Source organism: Flavobacterium sp. B330r, from assembly GCF_056824325.1.
The window spans coordinates 2,909,002-2,932,754 of sequence record NZ_CP124860.1; the positions used below are offsets into that span (position 1 = coordinate 2,909,002).

17 protein-coding genes and 1 tRNA gene are annotated in these 23,753 nt (G+C 32.1%); 7 read left to right on the forward strand and 11 right to left on the reverse strand.

Annotation, left to right across the window (positions count from 1 at the left end):
* The first annotated feature begins 141 nt into the window (after positions 1-141).
* Both QLQ95_RS13110 and QLQ95_RS13115 read left to right on the forward strand, forming a co-directional pair.
* Positions 142-963 (forward strand): formylglycine-generating enzyme family protein, encoded by an 822-nt coding sequence (locus QLQ95_RS13110; RefSeq protein WP_482500236.1) that lies wholly within the window; start codon positions 142-144, stop codon positions 961-963.
* A gap of 171 nt (positions 964-1,134) precedes the next feature.
* Complete coding sequence (locus QLQ95_RS13115) at positions 1,135-1,776, forward strand: hypothetical protein (protein ID WP_482500237.1); 642 nt, start codon at positions 1,135-1,137, stop codon at positions 1,774-1,776.
* An 81-nt stretch (positions 1,777-1,857) separates the two neighbouring features.
* Here the strand turns inward: QLQ95_RS13115 and QLQ95_RS13120 are convergent, their stop codons facing one another.
* Positions 1,858-2,901 carry a serine hydrolase domain-containing protein gene (locus QLQ95_RS13120; protein WP_428238048.1) on the reverse strand — a complete coding sequence of 348 codons (1,044 nt, stop codon included), beginning with the start codon at positions 2,899-2,901 and terminating at the stop codon, positions 1,858-1,860.
* Between the two features lie 371 nt (positions 2,902-3,272).
* Here QLQ95_RS13120 and QLQ95_RS13125 point away from each other — a divergent pair, with 371 nt between their 5' ends.
* Together QLQ95_RS13125 and QLQ95_RS13130 are read left to right on the forward strand one after the other, a co-directional pair.
* Complete coding sequence (locus QLQ95_RS13125; RefSeq protein WP_482500238.1) at positions 3,273-4,661, forward strand: serine hydrolase; 1,389 nt, start codon at positions 3,273-3,275, stop codon at positions 4,659-4,661.
* 378 nt (positions 4,662-5,039) lie between these two features.
* A complete protein-coding gene (locus QLQ95_RS13130) occupies positions 5,040-5,846 on the forward strand; it encodes a hypothetical protein (RefSeq protein WP_482500239.1) in 807 nt (268 codons plus the stop codon).
* A gap of 360 nt (positions 5,847-6,206) precedes the next feature.
* Here QLQ95_RS13130 and QLQ95_RS13135 read toward each other — a convergent pair whose 3' ends face one another.
* The 3 genes from QLQ95_RS13135 to QLQ95_RS13145 all read right to left on the reverse strand — a co-directional run bounded on the left by QLQ95_RS13135 (position 6,207) and on the right by QLQ95_RS13145 (position 11,663).
* The gene (locus QLQ95_RS13135; RefSeq protein ID WP_482500240.1) at positions 6,207-8,828 is read right to left on the reverse strand and encodes a hypothetical protein; all 2,622 of its coding nucleotides are present in this window, start codon (positions 8,826-8,828) and stop codon (positions 6,207-6,209) included.
* Between the two features lie 80 nt (positions 8,829-8,908).
* On the reverse strand, positions 8,909-10,894 hold the full coding sequence (locus QLQ95_RS13140) for a DKNYY domain-containing protein (protein ID WP_482500241.1): 1,986 nt from the start codon (positions 10,892-10,894) through the stop codon (positions 8,909-8,911).
* A gap of 696 nt (positions 10,895-11,590) precedes the next feature.
* Positions 11,591-11,663, reverse strand: a tRNA-Met gene (locus QLQ95_RS13145).
* Positions 11,664-11,780: 117 nt separating this feature from the next.
* Between QLQ95_RS13145 and era the strand changes: the two genes are divergently transcribed.
* The 3 genes from era to QLQ95_RS13160 all read left to right on the forward strand — a co-directional run bounded on the left by era (position 11,781) and on the right by QLQ95_RS13160 (position 17,128).
* Complete coding sequence (gene era, locus QLQ95_RS13150; RefSeq protein WP_482500242.1) at positions 11,781-12,662, forward strand: GTPase Era; 882 nt, start codon at positions 11,781-11,783, stop codon at positions 12,660-12,662.
* Positions 12,663-12,906: 244 nt separating this feature from the next.
* Complete coding sequence (der, locus tag QLQ95_RS13155) at positions 12,907-14,220, forward strand: ribosome biogenesis GTPase Der (protein WP_250833916.1); 1,314 nt, start codon at positions 12,907-12,909, stop codon at positions 14,218-14,220.
* A 157-nt stretch (positions 14,221-14,377) separates the two neighbouring features.
* Positions 14,378-17,128 carry an outer membrane beta-barrel protein gene (locus QLQ95_RS13160; RefSeq protein ID WP_482500243.1) on the forward strand — a complete coding sequence of 917 codons (2,751 nt, stop codon included), beginning with the start codon at positions 14,378-14,380 and terminating at the stop codon, positions 17,126-17,128.
* A gap of 167 nt (positions 17,129-17,295) precedes the next feature.
* Here the strand turns inward: QLQ95_RS13160 and QLQ95_RS13165 are convergent, their stop codons facing one another.
* From QLQ95_RS13165 to QLQ95_RS13195, 7 genes are all read right to left on the reverse strand, one after another.
* Complete coding sequence (locus QLQ95_RS13165; RefSeq protein WP_253251770.1) at positions 17,296-18,036, reverse strand: DUF2490 domain-containing protein; 741 nt, start codon at positions 18,034-18,036, stop codon at positions 17,296-17,298.
* Between the two features lie 146 nt (positions 18,037-18,182).
* On the reverse strand, positions 18,183-20,729 hold the full coding sequence (locus tag QLQ95_RS13170) for a TonB-dependent receptor (protein ID WP_482500244.1): 2,547 nt from the start codon (positions 20,727-20,729) through the stop codon (positions 18,183-18,185).
* A 251-nt stretch (positions 20,730-20,980) separates the two neighbouring features.
* On the reverse strand, positions 20,981-21,394 hold the full coding sequence (locus tag QLQ95_RS13175) for an RrF2 family transcriptional regulator (protein ID WP_012023964.1): 414 nt from the start codon (positions 21,392-21,394) through the stop codon (positions 20,981-20,983).
* A 93-nt stretch (positions 21,395-21,487) separates the two neighbouring features.
* Positions 21,488-22,327, reverse strand: coding sequence for a TPM domain-containing protein (locus tag QLQ95_RS13180; RefSeq protein WP_095928711.1), 840 nt, complete (start codon positions 22,325-22,327; stop codon positions 21,488-21,490).
* Between the two features lie 3 nt (positions 22,328-22,330).
* On the reverse strand, positions 22,331-22,768 hold the full coding sequence (locus QLQ95_RS13185; RefSeq protein ID WP_250833911.1) for a TPM domain-containing protein: 438 nt from the start codon (positions 22,766-22,768) through the stop codon (positions 22,331-22,333).
* Between the two features lie 31 nt (positions 22,769-22,799).
* A complete protein-coding gene (locus QLQ95_RS13190; protein ID WP_095928713.1) occupies positions 22,800-23,384 on the reverse strand; it encodes a LemA family protein in 585 nt (194 codons plus the stop codon).
* A gap of 34 nt (positions 23,385-23,418) precedes the next feature.
* Positions 23,419-23,751 carry a MerR family transcriptional regulator gene (locus QLQ95_RS13195; protein WP_026730479.1) on the reverse strand — a complete coding sequence of 111 codons (333 nt, stop codon included), beginning with the start codon at positions 23,749-23,751 and terminating at the stop codon, positions 23,419-23,421.
* Positions 23,752-23,753 lie beyond the last annotated feature (2 nt).

The window sequence follows — 23,753 nt, forward strand, 5'->3', positions numbered from 1 at the left end:
GCAAAAAAGTTTAGGATTTTTTTAAGAGATTTTGTCTTTGTCGCAAGGAATTTTGTTTCTTTAAAGTATCGTCGAATTATACAAATTTGGATAGATTTGTGTAGTTGTCAGATATAGTGACAGTAATTTTAAGCAAACCTTATGAAAACACAATTACTTATAATCTTTCTTGGCCTTTTGGTATTTACTTCCTGTAAAGACGACAATCTTGACTGGATTTTCGTAGAGGGTGGCACTTTTGAACAAGGCAAAAACCAAATCGTCATTAGCCCTAAAGGAGACACCATAAATGGTTTTACGAGTCCGCACCGAATGGTTGAACTCGATGATTTTTATATAAGTACATATGAAATAACGGTTAAACAGTTTAGGGAGTTTTGTGAAAAAACGGGAAGAAAAATGCCAGACGCACCTACAGAAAATGCACATGGAGTAAAAGTATATTATAAATGGATAGACGAAAATCCGATGCTTGCCACATGGGATGAAGCAAATGATTATGCAAAATGGGCAGGAGGAAGATTACCAACAGAAGCAGAGTGGGAGTATGCTGCTAAAGGTGGAAAGAAAACTAAAAACTACAAATATAGCGGCAGTAATAATCCAATTGAGATTGGTTGGGTAAAAGAAAACTCAGATAGTATTTTTCATAAAGTGGGACTTCTTAAACCGAATGAACTAGTAATTTATGATATGACTGGTAATGTCGGGGAATGGGTTTCTGATTGGTATAACCCCGAGAAGGATAGTTTAGTAAGCAAACACAATCCTCAAGGACCACCGGAAGGAGAAGGATCATATAAAATCTCGAAAGGTGTAAGTTGGTTTTACGAAACCCAAAGTGCAGATGGAAAACCATTAGAATACGGAATTCATATGCCGGAAGTGAGATACCAATCTCCCAAAGATACACGAACGATGGATTTGGATTTAGAATCGCAAAAGACAAATAAAAACTGCTAAACCGAGGTATTTTTTTGCCTAATAATCCTCATAAAATAGTTAAGTAGGCAAATGGAAATATTAGTTTATAAATACAGACAGAATGTTGTAGGATTTGAAGATGTGATACTTGTAATTATTCCTTTAATTTGAGAACATTCTGTAGAGCAGATCATATAAATGTTAAGTCATATGAGAAAAATCATTACAAGATTGATATTATTGATCTCTATTCTATCTTTTGCACAAAAGAAAGGCAATTGGAATGAAGTTACAATTAAAACTTTAGACTCAATACAAAACGAATTAGAGCCAGAACAAATCGAGTGTTTTAAATTATTAATTTCAAAAAGAGAAGATTACCAAACTCAAAAACGAATTGATACAACAAGTTCAACAATTTTAATAGTTGAGGGATATAATTTTTTGGAAAGCAAATATGGAATTTATGAAGATTTTCTTTTCGATAATAATCATATATACTCTTACGTAAATGATGCTAAAGAAATTGGAGTAAGTTTCAACGATTATGAAGATTTTATAAAACCTGTTCTCAATAAAAAAGCTTTGGACTCTATTGGACCAAGAAAGTACAAAGTAGTTTTTGGTTGTTCGCCTACTAAAAGGACAATGAGGAAATCAAGGAAAATAATTAAAATGGCTCAAAAAGAAGGAATTATACTCGAAAATTATGTAAAAATATTAACCTTGATTGAAAATAGAACTGGAAAAATAAAAATCTCATTTTTGATTCCAAAAGCAGGAAAAAGAGAAGTTCAAATTTCTTACGGACCTTATTACTCAGAAAAGAAATTGGAATATTGGCTGAATTAAATGGCTATAAGTTATTATTAAAGCTTAAAAGCATTTAAAATAACATTGGTAATTATAAAGTAAGTTGTCCCGTTTTTTGGTTTATTTTTTTATATCATCATACAATTTATTGACTACATTTTCTAAAATTTCTCCTGTTTCATTAAAGCTTGTATTTGTAATTATGGATATCCCTATGCTTTGTTTAGGATAAATTACAAACCAATTCTGCATTCCGTATATACCTCCGTGATGTCTATAAATTAATTCTTTTTCATTTTCTATGATGTACCAATGATATCCTTCCCAAAAATCAGAACCTTCTTTGTATAATTTTCTATGCGATTCATTTACAATAGGATTTGACTTGTCTAGTTGCAATTTCATATATTTTACTAAATCCGTAGGCGTAGAATGCAATCCCGAAATTCCGCCCCATAAAGTTCTAGTGAAGTTAGGCATTAACTCTTTTTTATCATTATAGCCTTTTACCAATCTTGTTTTATCATTTTCAGTTAGTGTAAACTTGGTTTGGTTCATTTTATTTGGTTTCAAAATAAATTCAATTACCAATTCCTCATAAGGCTTTTGATACACTTTTTCAAGTATGTATGCTGTCAACTCGGGAGCAGTATTGGAATAGGAATATACTTCTCCAGGTATCGTTTCAATTTTGATTAGTTTTAGTCCTTCAAAAAAAGCCTTTTTATTTTCGCTTTTTATAGGGAAATTAGGAAAACCACTTGTATGTGTAATAAGGTGTTTGATTTTTATAGGTTCGCCTTTAAATTCTAAATTAGGATAAGGTTCATCAAGATAAATTCTAATATCATCCTCTAAATTTATTTTTTTATCAAGTATAGCTTTAGCAGTTACATAACCTGTAAAAGTTTTAGTTACCGAAGCCAATTCGTAAAGTGTAGAATCGTTTGGTTTGTTTCCTTCTCCGATCGTTAATTCACCAAAATGTTTTATTGTGGCTTCTCCATCTTTAAACACTGTAATGGAAACAGAATGAAATCTTTTGTCCTCTAATAACTTAGCCGCGTTATTTGTAATCGCATTTTCAACAATTTGTTTATTAGTTTTATGAACACTGTTACAGGCAAATAATGTGAAAAATAAAATAGCGGTTAAATATTTCATTGTCGTAAGGTATGGTTTAATTCTCTGGTTAATTTGTTAAAAGTTTGAAGATTTTCGACTTTTCTAACGTGAATTGGGTAGAAATGTCATTCTTTCTTTGTTTCCAAAAATAGGATTTTTATTTCGTAAACATTAAAAAGGCATTTTTATTTTTTGAATACTTTTCGTGTTAACATTAATGTGAATTTCGATTGTTTATCTAAAGTTTGTATTCGAAAAATTATATATTTGAAAGATAAATAATGTATGAGATTTATCACATATAGCTACCCAAATTTGGATGGCTTTTTATGGTTTTGTCACACATATAAATAAGTTGGTGGCAATTTTGCGAGCCATCTTACCTGCATTAATTAACCAGAAATAAAAAAATGAAATTAACAATTACAATCGGACTTCTTTTAGTTGCACATCTTACATTTGGACAAGATCGAATTCAAAAAATCGACAGTTTACTCAATTCTCTTTATTCAAAAGAGAAAATCAATGGAAATGTTCTAATTGCAGAAAAAGGGAAAGTTATTTATAGCCATAGTTTTGGACTTGCAAATGAAACAACAAAAGAAAAATTGAACGAAAATTCGATTTTTGAATTGGCATCTTGTTCAAAGCAGTTTACAGCTATGGGGATAATGATACTTAAAGAAAAAGGGAAGTTGAATTTGGACGATGACATCACAAAATACTTACCCGAACTTTCTTTTTATAAAGGAGTAACGGTAAAAAACTTATTGAATCATACCGGAGGTCTGCCAGACTACATGCAGCTTATGGATAGTTTATTTGACAAATCTAAAATTGCCACTAACAAAGACATAATTAATATATTTAGTAAACATCAACCAAAAATACTATTTGAGCCAAATACTAAATGGGAATATAGCAATACGGGCTATGCACTATTGGCATCAATAATTGAGAAAGCATCGGGTATGACATACGCTGACTATCTAAACAAGGCTATTTTCCAACCGTTGAAAATGAAAAATACCTTTGCGTACAATCGTAGATTATCGCCAAAGAAAATTGACAATTATGCTTTTGGTTATGTTTACTCAGATAGTTTGAAAAAATATGTTTTACCAGACGATTTGGAAGAAACTAAAATGGTTATTTGGCTTGATGGTATTGTTGGAGACGGAACAGTTAATTCAACTGTAAAGGATTTATTGATTTGGGATAGAGCATTATACACCAATAAATTACTCACAAAAGAGGGAATGAAATCAATTTTTGAATTAGCAACTTTGAAAGACGGAGCTAAAAGAAATTATGGTTTTGGTTGGGGAATTGAAAACAATGCTGATTTTGGAAAAATTGCAAACCATGATGGGGGTTGGCCAGGTTATGTAACTTTTATCGATAGACATATTACAAATGATAAAACAATAATAATACTTCAAAATCACAACAACGTTTCAATTCCTTCTAAGGCAATTAGAAGTATTCTATATAATAAACCATTGCCAGTGCAAAAAATCAGAAAAGAAATTAGTATTACTACTGAAGAACTTCAAAAGTTTGTTGGGACTTATGAAGTTGAAAAAGATTTTGAAATCAAAATTTCATTAGATAAAGACCAACTTTTTTCACAATTGACAGGACAAAATGTGTTCCCGATATTTGTAGAAAATGAAATGTTATTTTTCTACAAAGTAGTAGATGCGCAAATTCAGTTTGAAAAGAACGAAAAAGGAGAAATTTCAAATTTGTTTTTATTACAGAATGGAAAGAAGATAGAAGCAAAACGGACGAAATAAAAATCCGATCGCTCCGATGTGTAGACAACGATACCGCAGATTTGCCCATAAAGAGAATCAGGAAAAGAGTAAAAACAAAAAAAAGCTTCAGAGAAATTTGAAGCTTTTTTTGTTAGTAGCGGAAGCATTCAATTATCTAACCAGATTATCTTGGATTATTACAATATTATAGAATACGCATCTTAATTTTTCTTTTCTATTTGTTTGCATAGCAACTCATATAAATGTCAAAAAGCATTAATTAAATTTAAAGTCCTTATTATATTTTGCAGTGAGAAAATTATATATTTGAAAATAAATAATATTTGAATTTGCCAGATATATTTAATAAAATTCGAATGGTTTTTTCACACATATAAATAAGTTGGAAGAGGTTTTATGAATATATACGAGAGATATATCACAGCGGTAAGAAATTTTAGAAAAGATCAGAAAGAAAGTCTTTACACTTCTACAAAGAGTGCCGAGTCTCTCTTTGATATTATGTACGAACTTGAAGAATCAAATAAAGATGAAGATCAAAATTATTTACTAGCTCGGATTTATTATGAATTAGGTTTGAAGTGGAAATGTAGAAAATTTGTGAAATTCTATAAATCTTCAAACCAATTAGATGATTTAAACAAATGGAAACAACTATTAAATAAAGTTGAAGATTTATTTGAATTGGGGCGTTTTGAATTAGTTGAATTTAGAGATTTAAGAATGGCTAAAAGAAGAAATACGTTACAACAATTATTAAGAAGCGACTTTGTAATTAATGAAGATAAATATTTCATTATAATAAATATAAAACCAAGCCCCAATGATATAATATTGTTAAATAAAAAAGTGTTGCATGATGAAGTAGAATTTAGTGCAGAAAAGGGAAGTAGCATAATTAATATAATTGAAAAAATAAATTCACATTTTTCTTGGATAAATAATTTTCATAAAGAGTTAATTGATTATTATAATGATAATTATAAAGATATTTTGAGTCGTATTGGTCGTTTAGACTATGGTAAGGCTGATGATGAATGGTATGATGGATTAAGGGTAGAAAGTGTAGGCTTTCATTATAATAATGATGGCAGGTTGGAAGGGTCATACATAATTTACGATTATTATAATATGAATTCTGGATTTTATATTGACACTTTAGATAACTCTATTGCAGATCTTTATTACAACGTTGACTTGTAAAAACTACTATACTGTAAGAAATGTACTTATGGAAAGCTGTGCAAATGCCTCTGACTTAGTCATACATCCGAATCAAATTTTCAGTAAATTTAAGACAAACAAAAAAAGCTCCAGATTTCTCTGAAGCTTTTTACTTAGTAGCCCTAACGGGACAATTCTCGAACCGTTTTCATGAGGATTTGAAAAGGATAAATCTATTTCAATCATCGAGTTATGAATTTAATATATAGGTTTTATCAAATCTCATTTTTCTATTTTAGATCTTGACTTTTAATTGTTTTTTAAAGGTTTTAATTCATTCTGATTACTTTATGGTGTCAAATTCCTAGCATAAGAATATTCAATAGTATAATTTCTGTTCTATTGACATGATGTAGAAAAATTAACGCCAGAATCTTTAAACCATCGGGAAGAAGGGAAATCTACGTTATCAACCTGAATGCATTTGAGGTTATCATTTTTAAGAGCAGAAACATAAGATATTGTGCTATTATTTCCGTTTTTGAGATTAAGAGAAGTCAATTCATTCGAAGAACAAATTAAATCAAGCAATGCTGTGTTTTTGGATAAATCCAAAGTTTTGATCTTGTTTTCTTCACATGAAACTCTCATTAATTGCAGATTGTGAGACAGATCTAAATTTTCAAGTTTATTTTGTTGACAACGAAATTCTTTTAAAGCTGTGTTTTTAGTGATATCTAAAGTTTTCAATAGATTAGAGTTGCATTCAAAATGCATTAAAAGAGTATTTTTACTCGGATCCAAATTAGTTAGTTTATTTGAACTACAATTTAAATACCATAAAACTGTATTTTTAGAGACATCCAAAGTCGTTAGTTGATTCGATACACAGCTAAAATTATTCAGTACTTTGTTTAGACTTATATCCAATGCTTTTAATTTATTCTCATTACAATACAACATTTTTAAGTCTTTATTTTTAGAAGTATCAAGGTTTGTCAATCGATTATTTGCACAAGCAATTTTTTCTAATTTTGGGTTCAGGTTTGTGTCTAAAACAGATAAGAGATTATTACTGCAAAACAACTCATCTAAAATTATATTTTTAGATAAATTCAAAGCTGTTAATTTATTATTGTCACACCGTAAAATTGTCAAAGCAATATTTTTAGAAACATCTAAATCTGCTATTTCGTTAGATTGACAATCAATATAGTCTAAATGTAAATTTTTAGATAAATCGAGGTTTGTTATTTGATTCGCATGACAGCCCAATTCGATTAATGAAGTGTTTTTAGTAACACTTAAGTCAGTTAATAAGTTATTGTTACAATATAAGGTAGTCAGTACTTTATTTTCTGAAAGTTCTAAAGTTGTTAATTTATTGCCATCACAATTTAAATTGGTTAGCAATTTATTTTTAGACAATTTCAAAGATTTTAAGTTGTTGTAATCACAATTCAAAGTAATCAACGCTTTATTTTGGCTAACATCTAAAGAAGTCATGTGATTGCGCTGACAATTTAATAAAGTCAGTGCTTTATTATTCGAAACATCTAAATCGATACTATTAGATTCACAATCTAGTTCTTTTAGCACCTTATTTCCCGAAATATCTAAAGTATTAAGATAATTTTCCTGACAGTAAAGCGCAGTTAAATTTTTATTTTTGTTTACAATTAAGGAAGTTATTAGGTTTTTAGTACAAATTAGTTTTGTTAAAGCTTTATATTCGGTAATGTCTAGATTTTCAATGCTATTTCTAGAGCAATCTAATGTTTTTAAAGCGACAAAATCTTCCAAACCTTTCAAGTCTTGGATTTGTCTATTGGAAACGTCCAAATCTGTAATCGAGGCAATATTTGCTGTAAAGACTCTTCCGTCTGGTTCACCAGAATCATATTTTAGTGCAATAAGAGCTTTCTCAAAATTAAGATCTGGAATCACCGTGTATCCAGGTTCGATTTCTGCGCATATTATTTTGCATTTTGAAAAGTCTGAAACATCATTGACATGATAAGGTGTTCCATCAAAATCTGCACTAATACATTTTAGATCAGGATTTTCCTCAGTAAACATATAACTTATAAGAGGACAATTTTTAATATTCAAATCAGTTAATTGATTTTTAGAACAATCAAAACCTTTTAAAGAAAGACTGTTTGATAAATCCAATGTTTTTAGCTGATTCTTACTGCATTCCAAACCAGTCAAAGCTTTGTTAGTGCTAAGATCCAATGCAGTCAATTGATTATTGGAACAGTTAATTTCAGTAAGGCTATTATTTTTTGAAAAACTTATAGCTGTCAATTGATTTTCCTGACATTGTATAGAGCCTAGATTAATATTTTGAGTTAAATTCAATTGGGTTAATTTATTATTATTGCATTCCAAAGTAATCAAATTTGAATTTTGGCTTAAATTCAGAAAAGCCAATTCATTATTAGAGCATTGTAAATACTCTAAAGTGCTATTTTTATTCAAGTTTAAAGAGGTTAACTGATTTTTGGAACACATTAAATAGTGTAAGACAGTGTTTTTACTCAGGTCTAAAGTTGCTAATTTGTTGTTGGAACAATCTAACTGATTTAATTTTGCATTTTGCGTTACATCTAAAGCTTTCAATTGATTATCATAACACAACAAGTGAGTTAGAATAGTGTTTTTTGTTATATTCAATGATTTTAGTTTGTTATTGCTGCAGGATAAAAAGGTTAAGACGGTATTTTTGCTGAGGTCCAGTTTTGTTAATTTATTTCCGAAACAGGTTAAATCATCTAATGCTTCAAAATCTTGTATTCCAGTTAAATCTGAAATGCTTTTTTCTGAAATATTTAGTGATTTTACTTTAGAAATTACAGTCGTTAATACTTTTCCGTCAGGTTTACCAGAATCATATCCCATATCTATCAGGCACTTTTCAAAATCAGCATCAGGAATTAAGGTATATCCTGTTATTGTTTGTGAAAACAAATTAAGTGGCGCGCAACAAAACAAAATAATGAATAGTATTCTTTTCATAAATATTTCTTTTATAAAAAATGGAAAAACAGAATATGATTTTTCAAGCATAAAAAGGGATAATAATCTCTGATTATAATTTATTTATGAATAAGGAAAACAGTAGAATAAAGACATCGAACCGTTTTTCCTTTTATCTGTCCTGGAATCCATTTTGGCATTTTATTCAAAACTCTCAAAGCTTCTGGACCGGAACCATAACCATAATCTCTTAATACTTTTTGATTCGTAATTGTGCCGTCTTTTTCTATTATAAAAGACAAATAAACTTTTCCCTGAAGTATTTCTCCGTCATCTTTTGGTGCTTTAAAGTTTTTATCTATAAATTTCACTTTTGCAGCCATTCCACCATTATAATCGGGCAATACATCGAGTTCTGCTGTATTATAAATTTTGTTTTCGTCTATAGTTCCGGGCGTGATTATTGCCGGACCAGTATATAGAGTGCCAATATTTCCTGTCCCTTCAATGGGTTCATTGCCTAAATATTTAATCTTAACAACATTTGAAATTAGAGCTAGCCAATATCCTTCATCATTTTTAAGAAGATAATAATCAGATGCCGGAGTTGTATCTGAACCACAACCAAGTCTGTAGCCAGTCATAATGGCTAATATTTCGACATTCTTATTTTTAATTATTTTATTAATGCCCCGATAGATATAATCTTTGTCGGCTAGAAAATTGTAGAATGTCTTAACGCTTTGTGCATCAATACCTTTTATGGGAATAAGTTTTTGACCGCCATAATAAATGTAAACGTTATTTTTGTCTTTGTAATAATTCAGAATTCTTTCAAACGTTTCAGCATCTGCAGTGGTTTCTTTACTATTAATGTATATTTTGTTATTCGCTTTATACAATTGATATTCATAATGATTAGTTTGTGTTGAATTGAGGATATCTGTTTTAGCATTTTTTGCGGCATTGATTTGCGCTGGAGAAAGATTTTTATACATTTTCTTCTCATAAAAATCGTAAACCTGATTTTCATAGATTAAATAATAATAACCATGAAAAGTATTTTTGGATGTAACTTTTCGTGTGTATACAAAAGGAAATTTTTTAAGTTCAGATTTTCCTTCTTTTTCGTTCCATTCTTGTCCATAAATTCCATTTTTGTCAAAGTACCAATCTGAAGATGGAATCATTCCAAAAGTTTTAGCGTCAACTGAAGTAAATGGAAAATTTGCGCCCGCATACACCATTTTACCATCAGAAATATAACGGCTGTTTACCTGATCCCAAACTTTAATATTTTCTGGATTTTTGGCTATTAGTGCCGTTTTTTTGCCATCATAATACACAAAATTCTTATCTATAGAATAATGTTTAGACAATGGTCGAATAGTTTTTGCATCAATATTTGGAACAACTGACCTGCCTCCTAATATTAATACGTCGGTTGAAGTTTTCATTAAATAATGATTTACAGGCCGAAGAGTATCTCCGTTATGCAACCCAATCTCACCATCAATATAAATATAATTTTTATCATACATGACGGTGTTAAAAGTTTCTGAAATTGAATTTACATCAGCGTTTTTTATTTTTTTAAAATTATAATAAAGATGATTTTTGTCTTTAAAATAAAGTGTTGAAAAATCGGTCGATATGAAACTTTCGACATCAATATCTTCCTTGATTTCGATATTGTTTTTAAAAAGTTTATACTTTGTTTTCCACACTAAATCCGGGCGAACAAGGTAATCTGTATTCCTGATTTCGGCAATAATTTTAAAACCTGTTGTATCAATTGCTATAAAATCTCCATTATAATAAACGCCATTTTTGTCTAAAGCAAAAAGACCATATTTATTGAATCTTGGAAATCTAAAAGATTCAACATCTGCATCTTTTAGAATTTTTCTTTCACTGGTATTCTTTTGAAAAACAATATAGTTTTTATTTTTGATATAAAGCGGAGCCTCAAAACCAGCATTAGGATTTATTACTAAAGTAGTATCTACAACAGGATCTATTATAGAAAAAGAATCTGGAGTTTGTGCACAGCTTAAATTTGAAATCAATATAATTGATAATACTAAGAAGTAATATTTATTCATGTTGTGGTATGTATTGTGGTTTTTTAGGCTCTCTTTATTATATGGATGCGTTAAAATCTAAAAAGGTTGGAGAGAGAAGAATTTTTTTGCTGTTTTTGCATGTTCCAGATAAATTTTTATGCCATGTTTATTTTTTGTTGAGCGCAAAAACTTAATAATTGGAATAAAAAAAGGCAAACAACTGTCTCATAGTTTGGAATTATTGAATTGACTTTGGGTTAATTGTTTAAAAATCAGTATTTTATATTTTTATCTCTTATTTTAATTTTTCAGAATTTCTTTATTCTCTCTAAAATAAAGAAATTGAATTCATCAAATTAACAATAAAAAAAGTGTTTTTGACGAATAAATTGTTCTTCATAAGTACATATGCTTGAAATTCGGAAAAGGTTGTGACTAAGTTGATTATTTATGACTTTTGCTTTACGAAAAAATCAATTGTAATTGGAGGTTTAACTTAACGGGACTCGAACCAAATTTGCTTGTAACTGGAGGAGTTTAAAAATTTAAGTAATTGAAACAAGATTTTTCGAACCACAAAAAAGCCTGAGAAATATAGATTTCTCAGGCTTTTACTTTAAAGTAGTAGCGGGAACAGGACTCGAACCTGTGTCCGCCGCGGCGGATATGATTCCGACAGTATAGATTTTATAACAAAAAAAAAACACCAACTTTTTCAAGTGGTGTTTTTCTTAGTAGCGGGAACAGGACTCGAACCTGTGACCTTCGGGTTATGAGCCCGACGAGCTGCCTACTGCTCTATCCCGCGATGTTTCGGGTGCAAAGATACGTCGATTTTTGAGAAATCCAACGAAAACTTTAAAAAATGTTTTATTTTCTGTATTGAGTTGATATGACTACCTTTGCAAAATAAATAAAGCAAAAAATGTCACATAAAGCAGGTTTCGTAAATATTATCGGAAATCCAAATGTTGGAAAATCAACATTGATGAACGCTTTCGTTGGAGAACGATTGTCGATCATTACATCAAAAGCACAAACTACACGTCATAGAATTCTAGGAATCGTAAACGGAGAAGACTTTCAGTTAGTTTTGTCTGATACGCCTGGAATCATCAAACCGGCATACGAAATGCAGGAATCGATGATGAACTTCGTAAAATCGGCTTTTGAAGATGCAGACATTTTAATCTATATGGTCGAAATAGGCGAGCAGGATCTTAAAGATGAGGCTTTCTTTAATAAAATCATTTATGCTAAGATTCCTGTCTTATTACTTTTAAATAAAATCGATAATTCAAATCAGGAACAATTAGAAGAGCAGGTTTCTTTCTGGAAAGAGAAAGTGCCAAATGCAGAAATTTTCCCAATCTCGGCTTTGCAAAACTTCAACGTACCAGAAGTTTTCGGAAGAATTATCGAATTATTGCCAGAATCTCCGGCATATTATCCAAAAGATCAGCTAACAGACAAACCAGAACGTTTCTTTGTTAACGAAACTATTCGTGAAAAAATCTTATTGAATTACAGCAAAGAGATTCCATACGCAGTAGAAATCGTAACAGAAGAATTTTTTGAAGACGAAAAAATCATCAGAATCCGTTCGATTATTATGGTAGAACGTGAAACTCAAAAAGGAATTATTATCGGACATAAAGGTGCCGCTTTAAAGAAAGTAGGAACCGATGCTCGCGCCGATTTAGAGAAATTCTTTGGAAAACAAATTCACATAGAACTAGTCGTAAAAGTGAATAAAAATTGGAGAAGCAATGCCAATATGCTGAAACGATTTGGTTATAATCAATAAAGTTTTTAATTGTTTCAAGTTTTAGGTTTCAAGTTATATGGCAGACGTAAAACTTGAAACCTGAAACTTGAAATTTGAAACAAAATAATTAAAAAACTTAGGTACTTAGAATCTTAGCGTCTCAGCAACTTTTTTTAACTACCTTTGCAAAAAATTTAAATAAGGCATTTAGGGTTTTAGTGATTCAATTTTTAGGGACCTAAAAATCTGAAATCTAAAGTCTAAAGTCTAAAATTCAAAAAAAATGAGTAATAACATTGTTGCGATAGTAGGAAGACCTAATGTAGGGAAATCGACCCTTTTTAATAGGCTGATACAAAGAAGAGAAGCTATTGTAGATTCAGTATCTGGGGTTACCCGCGATAGAAACTATGGTAAAAGCGAGTGGAACGGAAAAGAGTTTTCTGTCATAGATACAGGTGGATACGTTCGCGGAAGCGATGACGTATTTGAAGGTGAAATCCGTAAGCAGGTAGAACTTGCTATCGACGAAGCCGATGTTATTATTTTTGTGGTTGATGTTGAAGAAGGAATTACGCCAATGGATGAAACTGTTGCAAAATTACTTCGTAAAGTTACAAAACCAGTTTTATTGGCTGTAAATAAGGTTGATAATGCTATGCGCGAAAAAGACGCGGTAGAGTTTTACAATCTTGGTTTAGGTGAATATTACACATTCGCAAGTATTTCTGGAAGTGGAACGGGAGATTTATTGGATGCTTTAATTGATGCTTTCCCAGAAAAACCAGAACCAGAAACACCAGAAGTTGAATTGCCACGTTTTGCAGTTGTAGGACGTCCAAATGCTGGAAAATCTAGTTTTATCAACGCCTTGATTGGTAAAGATCGTTATATTGTTACAGATATTGCTGGAACAACTCGTGATGCAATTGATACTAAATTTGACCGTTTTGGTTTTGAATTTAACTTGGTTGATACTGCGGGTATTCGCCGTAAAGCAAAAGTAAAAGAAGATTTAGAGTTTTATTCTGTAATGCGTTCTGTACGTGCAATTGAACATGCGGATATCTGTATTTTGGTTATCGATGCAACTCGCGGATTTGAAGGTCAAGATCAGAGTATTTTCTGGCTGGCCGAGAAAAACCGTAAAGGGGTTGTAATCTTGGTAAACAAATGGGATTTGGTAGAAAAAGATACGATGTCTACTCGTGATTACGAAGAGAAAATCAAAAAAGAATTGATGCCTTTTACAGATGTGCCAATTTTATTCGTTTCTGCTTTAACAAAACAGCGTTTATTAAAAGCATTAGAAGCAACAGTTCAAGTTTTCGAAAATAGAAAACAAAGAATTGCAACTTCAAAATTCAACGAGTACATGTTAAAAGTGATTGAGGCTTATCCGCCGCCAGCAACAAAAGGAAAATATGTAAAGATTAAATATTGTATGCAATTGCCAACACAAACACCTCAGTTTGTATTTTTTGCCAATATGCCGCAATATGTTAAAGAACCATATAAAAGATATCTCGAAAATAAAATTAGAGAAAAATGGGATTTTGCAGGAGTTCCGATAGATATTTATATTAGAGAAAAATAAAAAAAGAATCCCCTTGAATTAGGGGATTTTTTTATGTTTGGCGTCTAGATAATTAAAAGATCATTTTTTTATTGGCATTATATTTGAATAAATGTAAAAAATACAATTAAACCTTTTGCATTTTTTTAAGTCTTACTGATCTAACTAACCTAATTTTATGACCAGAATTTATTCATTACTATTGTTTTTAGCCTTTGTATATTCGGCAAATGCCCAGAACAATATTGTTATTAAAGGAACTGTAGTCGATATTAACTCACAACTTCCGCTAGAACTCGCCACCGTTTATTTTACAGCGGTAAAAGATTCAACCATTATTGAATATGCTACGACCGATAAAAACGGAAATTTCATTATCAATACTAAAAAGTACGATAAGCCCGTTTTTCTGAAAGTAAATTATACGGGATATCAAGCGTATTACGAAGAACAAAAAGGACTTACAGAAAGTAAAGACTTTGGTAAATTGTACATGCTTGAAAATGCAAATGTCTTAAATGAGGTAATCATAAAAAGCGAAGCACCGCCCATTACCATCAAAAAAGATACATTAGAATTTAACGCCGGATCTTATAAAGTTCGTCCAGATGCAAATGTGGAAACTTTATTGAAACAGTTGCCAGGATTTGATGTTGACAATACAGGAAAAATTACCGTAAATGGGCGAGAAGTCAATCAAGTTTTAGTCAACGGAAAAGCATTTTTTGATAAAGATGGAGCTATTGCCATTAAAAACCTTCCGGCAGATATTATTAAAAAAGTTCAGGTTTCTGATTTTAAAACCAAAAAAGAAGAACTTTCTAAACAAGAATCTACTTCAGATTATTCGAGTATAAATATTACAATCGACGAAAAGAAAAACAAAGGGTATTTTGGTAAAGTACTTGGAGGATATGGTTCAGACGAACGCTATGAAAGTAGTTTGATGATGAATTTCTTCAAGAACAAACAAAAAATTAGTGTTTTAGCATCTTCAAATAATATCAACTCAACTGGATTCTCTATGGATGAGGTGTTTGATAATATGGGAGGAGGAAGAAATGCAAAAGGAGGTAGTCAAGGCGCGAGCAGCGGTGGAAAAGGAATTACGCAGTCTACTCTTGCTGGAATTAATTATTCTGACGATTGGACAAAGGATTTGGAGTTTATGAGCAGTTATAACTTTACAAATGCGGTGACTAAAAACGACAGCAAATCCAACCAACTTAGTTTTTTGCCAACGGGAAATATCTTGACAGAAGCCGATTCTAAAACTAGAAATGAAAATACAGGAAATAAGGCCAATTTTGAATTAGAATACAAAATCAATCCTACGATGCAGATTGTTGTTGCTCCTAAATTGAATTTATCCGAATCAAACAGCAATGCTGAATCTTCGACTTTTTCTGAAAATGAAAATGGCGATGCGTTGAACGAAAGTACGGCAACATCGCATACAGAAAGTTCAAATACAAGTTTTGCCAATAGTATTAATTTCAATAAAACGTTTGAAAAGAAGTCGCGAAATTTAAGTGTGGTTTTTAATAATAATAACACTAAAAATGATTCGAACGGAATCAACATTTCGGAGACTATTTTCTATCAGGATAATAAACCAAATGACGAAAGAAATCAGAACGCAAAAAACACTTCAAAAAGCGATGCTTATTCACTAGATTTAGAATATACAGAGCCAATTACAGATTCGCTTCGCGTTCGTTTTGGTACCGATTTTGACTGGCAAAGTTCGATGAACGATCAAAAGACATTTAATTTTGATGATGCTTCACAAGACTATTCAGATTTAAATTTGTCTCTTACAAATTACACCACATCCAAACAAAATTCGATTACACCAAAAGTTGGTATTAGTTGGCAGAAAAGTAAATACACTCTTAATATCAATTCTAGAACATCAATTGTGGAGTTCGATAATCATTCTTTTTATTTAAATCAAGCAACCGATTTGAATAAAAGATACATGCTTCCTTACGGAACGGCACAACTTCGATATAAATTTAATCGTTCTAAAAATTTAACTTTTAAATACGATTATTCTAATGCGCTTCCGTCGGCAACACAATTAATGCCAGTTGCAGATTTAAATAATCCGTTGAATAGTGTAATTGGTAATCCAAATTTAAATCCGATTGAGAAAAATACGGCAGGAATCGATTTTAAAAACTTTGACTTTAGAACACGTTCTGGCTATAGCCTGTTCCTTAAAGGAGATTACTACAATAATGATATAGTTTCAACTTCTATTTATGATGATAGCGGAAAAAGAAATACAACTTATGTAAATATTTCGGGAACGTATTCGGCTTCTGTTGGAGGAAACTGGAATCAGCAGGTTAAAAAAGATGCTCATACTTTAAGATATGGCTTGCGTTTAAGCGGTAATTATAATTTTGATAAAGGATTTACAAATGCTATTATGTACAATGCAAAATCGGTTGTAATTACGCCAAGTGTTTATGCTTCTTATGATTATGGAGAAGTGCTTTCAATCGCGCCATCTTATAGTTTATCGTACAACGAAACACGATATGAAAACTATTCTAGAGATGCGACTTCAAACGTAATTCATAGAATTAATTTGCAGACAACATCCTATTGGCCTGCTAATTTAATTTTCGGAAATGATTTTGGATATACTTATAATTCTAATATCTCAGACGATTTCAAAAAAGATTTCTTCCTTTGGAATACGAGTCTTTCTTACGGATTTTTGGATAAAAAATTATATGCAAAAGTGAAAGTGTATGATGTTTTAAATCAAAACCAAAGTGCCACAAGAACCATTTCGCCAACCTCAATTCGAGATGAAGAAAATACAGTTTTAAAACGCTACGTAATGTTTTCTCTAGCCTATAAAATTGGAAACTTTGCTGAAAGCAAAAAAGGAAGAAAACAGAGAGGATCGTGAGTTTTTTTTAGGTTCTGAAGTACTGAGATGCTAAGGTTCTAAGGCTCAAAGATTAAAAAAACCGAAAATCAAATTTTTGATTTTCGGTTTTTTTATTAGAAAATCTAAAATCTAAAATCTAAAATCTAAAATCTAAAATCTAAAATCTAAAATCTAAAATCTAAAATCTAAAATTTCCGATTAATTCTATGGTAAACCGTGAATCGGATAATATCACGATCGTAAAAATCTACACCGCTGGCGCGTCTTTGAAAGTTCTTTAAATAACCCAGCTCCAAACCAAGATTTGGATTGAAATGATAACGTAAAGCAACGTAAAAACGGTTTTGATCGAAAGTATTTCTACGATTATCTTTTCCGAAATTGAATAACACTTCGTCAGAAATAGTTCCTTTTATGCTTCTTCCTTCTTTTTCCCAAAGGGTAAACATAGATTGTAATCGGTATCTAAATCGGTAAGCAAATGAGAATTCGTCTAAAAGTCCATTTTTATCTGCTTTTTGAATGAATCGTTCTTCGAGCTGAAAGCGATTATGAAAAGTTATTTTGGCAATATCATTAATTAAAGTAAGATCTTGCTGTGCACGATATTCGGGAACAGAATAATCAGGGTCAAGGTTTGGGTTTTGAGTATTGACGCTAAAAAAAGCAAATCCAGCACCAAAATCCATCATATTAGTCGCTCTGTAACGAGCTTGAGACCGTATAACGAAAAGATTTTCGTGAACAGGGTTTACAAAGCTTCGATTATCAAATTCAGAATGAATAGCCCATTTTTCGGATAACGGAAAAATATTATAGTATCGAATCCAGGTCAAAGTCTGCTGGTCGATATTTCTTTGATTTTGCCCAGTAATTAGCTGGCAAAGAAAGATTATGGTAAAAAGTAATCTAAAAGATCTGTTCAAAAACTATAAATTCAGGCTGCGAATTTATACAAATGATCTTATTTCCGTCTATTTTAAAATTTGATTTGAAAGTTATTTTGTGAAATAAAAAAAAGGGACACATTTTAAAATGTATCCCTTTTTAATACTAAAACTAACTAACCATCTTACAGTGAATACTTGAATGTAACTCCGTAAGTTCTTTGATCACCAAGAACTCCAGCATATTGACCTGAGTTACCACCTGCAGGCAATAATTGCTCGTAGTAATCTTTATTGAAAAGGTTTCTTCCCCAAATCTGAATAGATAAACCTTGCGAAGCACGGAAACCTAAACGAGCATTAAAGATTGCATAACCTTGTACGACTAAATATTTTGAAGCCGAAGGACTTGAAGAAAATTCAGAACGAGCATATCCGTCAGCGGCGAAGAAAATTTTTCCAGCATTACCAAAGAATTTTGCTTTATCCGAAAGTTCACCTCCAAGAGAACCTGCCCATCTTGAAGCTCCTGGCAATTCAGTTCCAGAAACATCTTTGAAGGCAACTGGCGCTCCAGTTTCTTCTAACGGAAGTGGCGCATTAGTAAACTTCACATATTTACCATCTGTATAAGTTGCCGCTCCATTAATTGTTACATGCGAATTGATAACAAAACTTGCATCCAATTCTGCACCTCTTACACGTACTTTATCTGCATTGGCAAGATATCCACGGTTTACACCCAATTCAGCTGCCTGAACGTTAGTTTGGAAATCTTTGATATCAGTATTAAAGAACGTTAAATTGAAAATTGAGTTTTTAAACGGAGATGTTTTTACTCCAATTTCATAATGATTTACCTTTTCTGGCTTAACCACTGCAAGGTCTGTCATTGGCTGTCCTGCTGCGTTTGTTGGAAGACCTGCTACGTTAACTCCAACTGGCTTGTAACTTTTTGCATAAGTTGCATAAGCATTGATTTTGTCTGATGCTTTATAAGTAAGCGTTAAGTTTCCAGAAAAGTCTGTATTGTCAGTATCTGAGTCAAATGCCTGATCAGAGTAAACCGATTTTTTCAAAGCCAATAAGGCAGGATCTGTAGTTTGAAGTCCTCCATAAGTTTTACGAGAATAACTTGCATCTTTTTTATCAAAATTATATCTCAAACCAGGTAAAATGTGGAATTTCTCTGTAACAGCCCAATCAAGCTGTCCGAATACTGCAGCACTAGAAGCTCTAATTCTTGCGTCAGTTTTAATTCCGTATCCTTCAAAAAGACCTGGAGTTTTCCATAATGGACTAGTTGTACTTTGAGAGAATCTCCATTGTGCATTTCCTGATTCTTCTGTACCATCTGTCTGAGAGGTCTGATCGATAAAGAATACTCCTGCAACACCACTAATTTTTGAAGTTAATTGTCCAGCATAACGAACTTCTTGTGTAATCTGAGTTTGTCTTGTTGGGTTTTGAGATTTAGCTAAAACTTGTAATCCTGTAAAATCTCTATCGTTTGACGGATCCCAGTTCCAGAAACGCCATGCAGTTGTAGAAGTTAGAGTTCCGCCTCCAATTTTTGTATCAATGTTTAAAGAAACACCTCCTAAATCTTGTCCAGAACGCCAAGGTGTATCGTGATCTATTTTACGGTCAAAAGCATTTAAACTTGGCAATTGATAATTTAAATCTTTAATAATAGCATCAAACTGACGGTATGCAGCCCTTTGAGTAGGGGCAACACCAGCAACAACCTGCGCATATCCGTCAGGACGCTGTGTTGTTAAATCTCCTGCAAAAGTAATGTTTGTATTTTCAGTAGGAGTCCATAATAATTGTCCTCTAAAACCTTGATTGTTCAAAGTATTGGTTGGTCTTCCTGTCGCAATGTTATCAATTAAACCATCACGTTGTGTACCTGAGAAAGATAAACGACCAGCGACTTTTTTTCCTAATGCTCCAGTGATAGAAGCTTTAGCTTGTAAAAAGGCATAATTTCCGTAACTCAATTCAAAATCGGCACCAGTTGTAAAACTTGGTTTGCGAGATGTAATATTAAAAGCTCCAGAAGTTGTGTTTTTTCCGAATAAAGAACCTTGTGGACCACGTAATACCTCGATTTGTTCTACATCGATAAAATCTAAAGTAGTTGCTGCAGGACGAGCATAATAAACACCGTCTACGTAGAAACCAACTCCAGGATCGATACCATCGTTGGTAAGTCCGAATGGTGAACCTAAACTTCTAATGTTGATTCCAGTATTTCTTGGATTAGAAGAATATAATTGTACAGAAGGAACCAATTCTTTAATACGGTTTACGTTGAAAGCTCCTGCTGCTTCTGCTTGTTTTCCTGTAACTACAGAAACGGCAATAGGTACGTCTTGTACTTTTTCAATTCTTCTTCTTGAAGAAACTACAACCTCAACAAGTTTGTTTTCTTCGTGTAAAGTCACCAATAATGGTGAAGCAGGGATAGCTGTAATTTCAAGCTCAGCAGTATTATAACCAATGTATTGAACGAGGATTGTAAGTGGTAATTTTCCTTGTGATTCTATCGAAAATCTTCCCTCAGAATCTGTAATCGCGCTAAAAGTGGTTCCTTTAATTACCACATTGGCTGCTTCTAAAGGAATATTTTGATCTGTTGTAACAACCCCGTCAATTTTTTGTGCGAATGAGATTGAGAATGTTAAAACTGCAAGTAGTGTAAGTATATTTTTTATAGATGTCTTCATTTTTTATATTAAGTATATATGATTAGTAGAATTTAAAATTAAATTTTTTTTACCAACACACACACAGCATAGATGAAGCAGTATTCACAGTTGTGAAATTATAATTATGTTTTTTTTGCAAAAGATTTTGTCCACCTGATTTACTAGAATGTACTTTCATGAGTTAAAATTTTGTAAATGATTAGTTAATTATTTTTGGCAAATATATATAATTAATTCTATCGATTTACTAGACTTTAGAAAATATTTTTTTATTTTTTTACCAATGAGGCGATTGTGATGCCTTCCATAGCCTTCAAAGTTTTATCTCTAATTAGCATTAAACCGTGACGAAGACTGCATTCAGACTCGGTTTTACAATCAGAGCAAGGCTCGTAAAAATTTAAAGAAGCGCATGGCAAAAGGGCAATTGCACCGTCAAATAATCGGTGAATTTCTGCCAAAGTGATATCATTTTTGGATTTAATTAGATAGTATCCGCCAAATTTTCCCTGCTTACTGCTTACAAAACGGCCGCGTTTTAGATCTAATAAAATCTGCTCTAAAAACTTTTTAGGAATGTTAGCGCCATCAGCGATTTCTACAGTTCTAGAAATGTGATTTTCGTCTTGTTCTGCTAAATAAAGTAAGGCCTTAAGGGCGTATTTTGCTTTATGTGATAACATCTATTAATAAATTGTAAAATGTAAATGTATGATTTTTTAAGATTGAAACCTAAACTTGAAACCTGAAACGAGGAAAATTAGAACCAGAATAAATTACCAGCCTCCGCTAGATCCGCCGCCAGAGAAACCTCCACCGCCAAATCCGCCTCCGAAGCCACCGCCTCCGCCAAAACCACCGCCAGATGATCCGCCGCCGAAGCCTCCAAATCCGCCTCCTCCGCCACTTCTTCCAAGATTACTCAGAATAATAACATCGAGCAGGCTAGGGCCTCCGCCGCCATTGTTGCCAGAATTTCCTCCTCCGCCTCTTTTATTTCGAGCGAGTAAGATTAAAACAATTACAACAATTACAATAAAAGGCAGAATAGGAAAATCTTGTCCTTTTGCTTGTTTGCGTTCGCCTTTGTATTTTCCTTTAAAAACATCAATAATAGCATCAGTTCCTTTATCAAGGCCGTTGTAAAAACTACCTGCTTTAAACTCAGGTATAATAATATTTCTGATGATTGTTCCGCCAATACCTGCCGTTAAACGATCTTCCAGACCGTATCCAGGATTGATGGCAATTTTTTTTTCATTTTTAGCTAAAAGAATGACCACTCCATTATCATCTTCTTTAGTTCCTCCAATTCCCCATGTTTGCCCCCATTTAGTTGCTAATTGGCTTACATCTTCTCCTTTTAAACTCTCAATTGTAATTACTACGATTTGAGTAGTAGTTGAATCAGAGTAACGGATTAGTTTTTCTTCTAATTGTGCCTTTTCTGTAGAACTTAAAATGTTAGCGTAATCGTAAACAGAAGTCTGGAAACTTGGTTTGGGTGGAATCTCAAATTGCGCAAAAATAGCATTGCTGATAAATAATGCGATAAACAAAAAAGTAATCTGAAAAATTCTATTGGAATTTGGGATTTTAATTTTGGAATTTTTCATTATTTATCCTTTTGAGATTTCGTTAGATAGTTCGTTTACATCATCTTCCTGAGACGGAAAATATTTTTTGAGCTGTTCTCCGGCATTCAAAATACCGTCAACAATTCCTTGTTTAAAATTGCCGGATTTAAAATGATTCACCATAATGTCTTTGGTACAATCCCAAAAATCGTTAGCTACGACATCATTAATTCCTTTGTCTCCACAAATCACAAAGTTTTTATCTTCAACTGCAAAATAGAGTAATACTCCATTTTTCAATCTGGTTTCATCCATTCGTAATTCATGAAAAACTTCTAAAGCCCGATCAAAATGGACTTTAGAAGTTGTTTTTTCTATATGTACTCTAATTTCGCCAGAAGTATTGTTTTCTGCCACGCGAATTGCTTCAACAATTTCACGCTCTTCTTCTTTGGTTAAAAAATCTTCTACTTTTGACATGAAAATGATTTTAGAGTTTAGATTGTAGATTTTAGAATTTTACTTCAACAGGTTTATCAGCTCCAGTAGAGGCTTCAAAGTATGGTTTTTCTTTGTATTCGCTCAAGAACCAGTTGTTTGGAATCTTTAAAACGTATCCGTTGTAAACTTGTACAGCTTCATTAAAACGAGTTCTAGCAGTTAAAATTTGGTTTTCAGTACTTGCTAATTCGTCTTGTAATTTTAAGAAATTCTCGTTTGCTTTTAAAGTTGGATACTGCTCAACAGATACCAATAATCTTGATAATGATGAACTTACGCCACTTTGAGCTTGGTTAAATGCTGCTAATTGTTCTGGTGTAACATTGCTAGGATCGATAGTTACCGATGTAGCTTTGGCACGAGCTTCAATTACTGCTGTCAAAGTTCCTTTTTCAAAGTCAGCAGCACCTTTTACAGTGTTTACTAAATTCCCGATAAGATCATTACGTCTTTGGTAAGCCGTTTGAACATTTCCCCATTCTTTATTAACAGCCTGACTGTGTTGCAAAGCAGTATTTTTAATACCAATCGACCAAAATGCGATAATAGCAATAAGTGCTACAATAATTCCTACAGGGATTAACCACTTTTTCATATTTGTTTTGATTTAAGTTTATTTCTATTTTTAATTACAATTCGTTTTTGATGTCGTTCAGCTGCGTTTTTATCGACTCTAATTTACGTATTATTTCGAATTTATCTAACGTTTTCTTCTGACCCTCTTTTAAGTGTATTTTGGCACCTTCAAGAGTAAAACCTCTTTCTTTTACTAGATGATAGATTAATTGAAGGTTGGTAACATCTTCTGGAGTGAACATTCTATTTCCCTTTGCATTTTTTTTAGGTTTTAGAATGTCAAATTCGCTGTCCCAAAATCGTATCAAAGAGGCATTGACATTAAAAGCTTTGGCAACTTCGCCAATACTGTAATATCTCTTGTCTTTAGAAAGTTCAATATGCATGA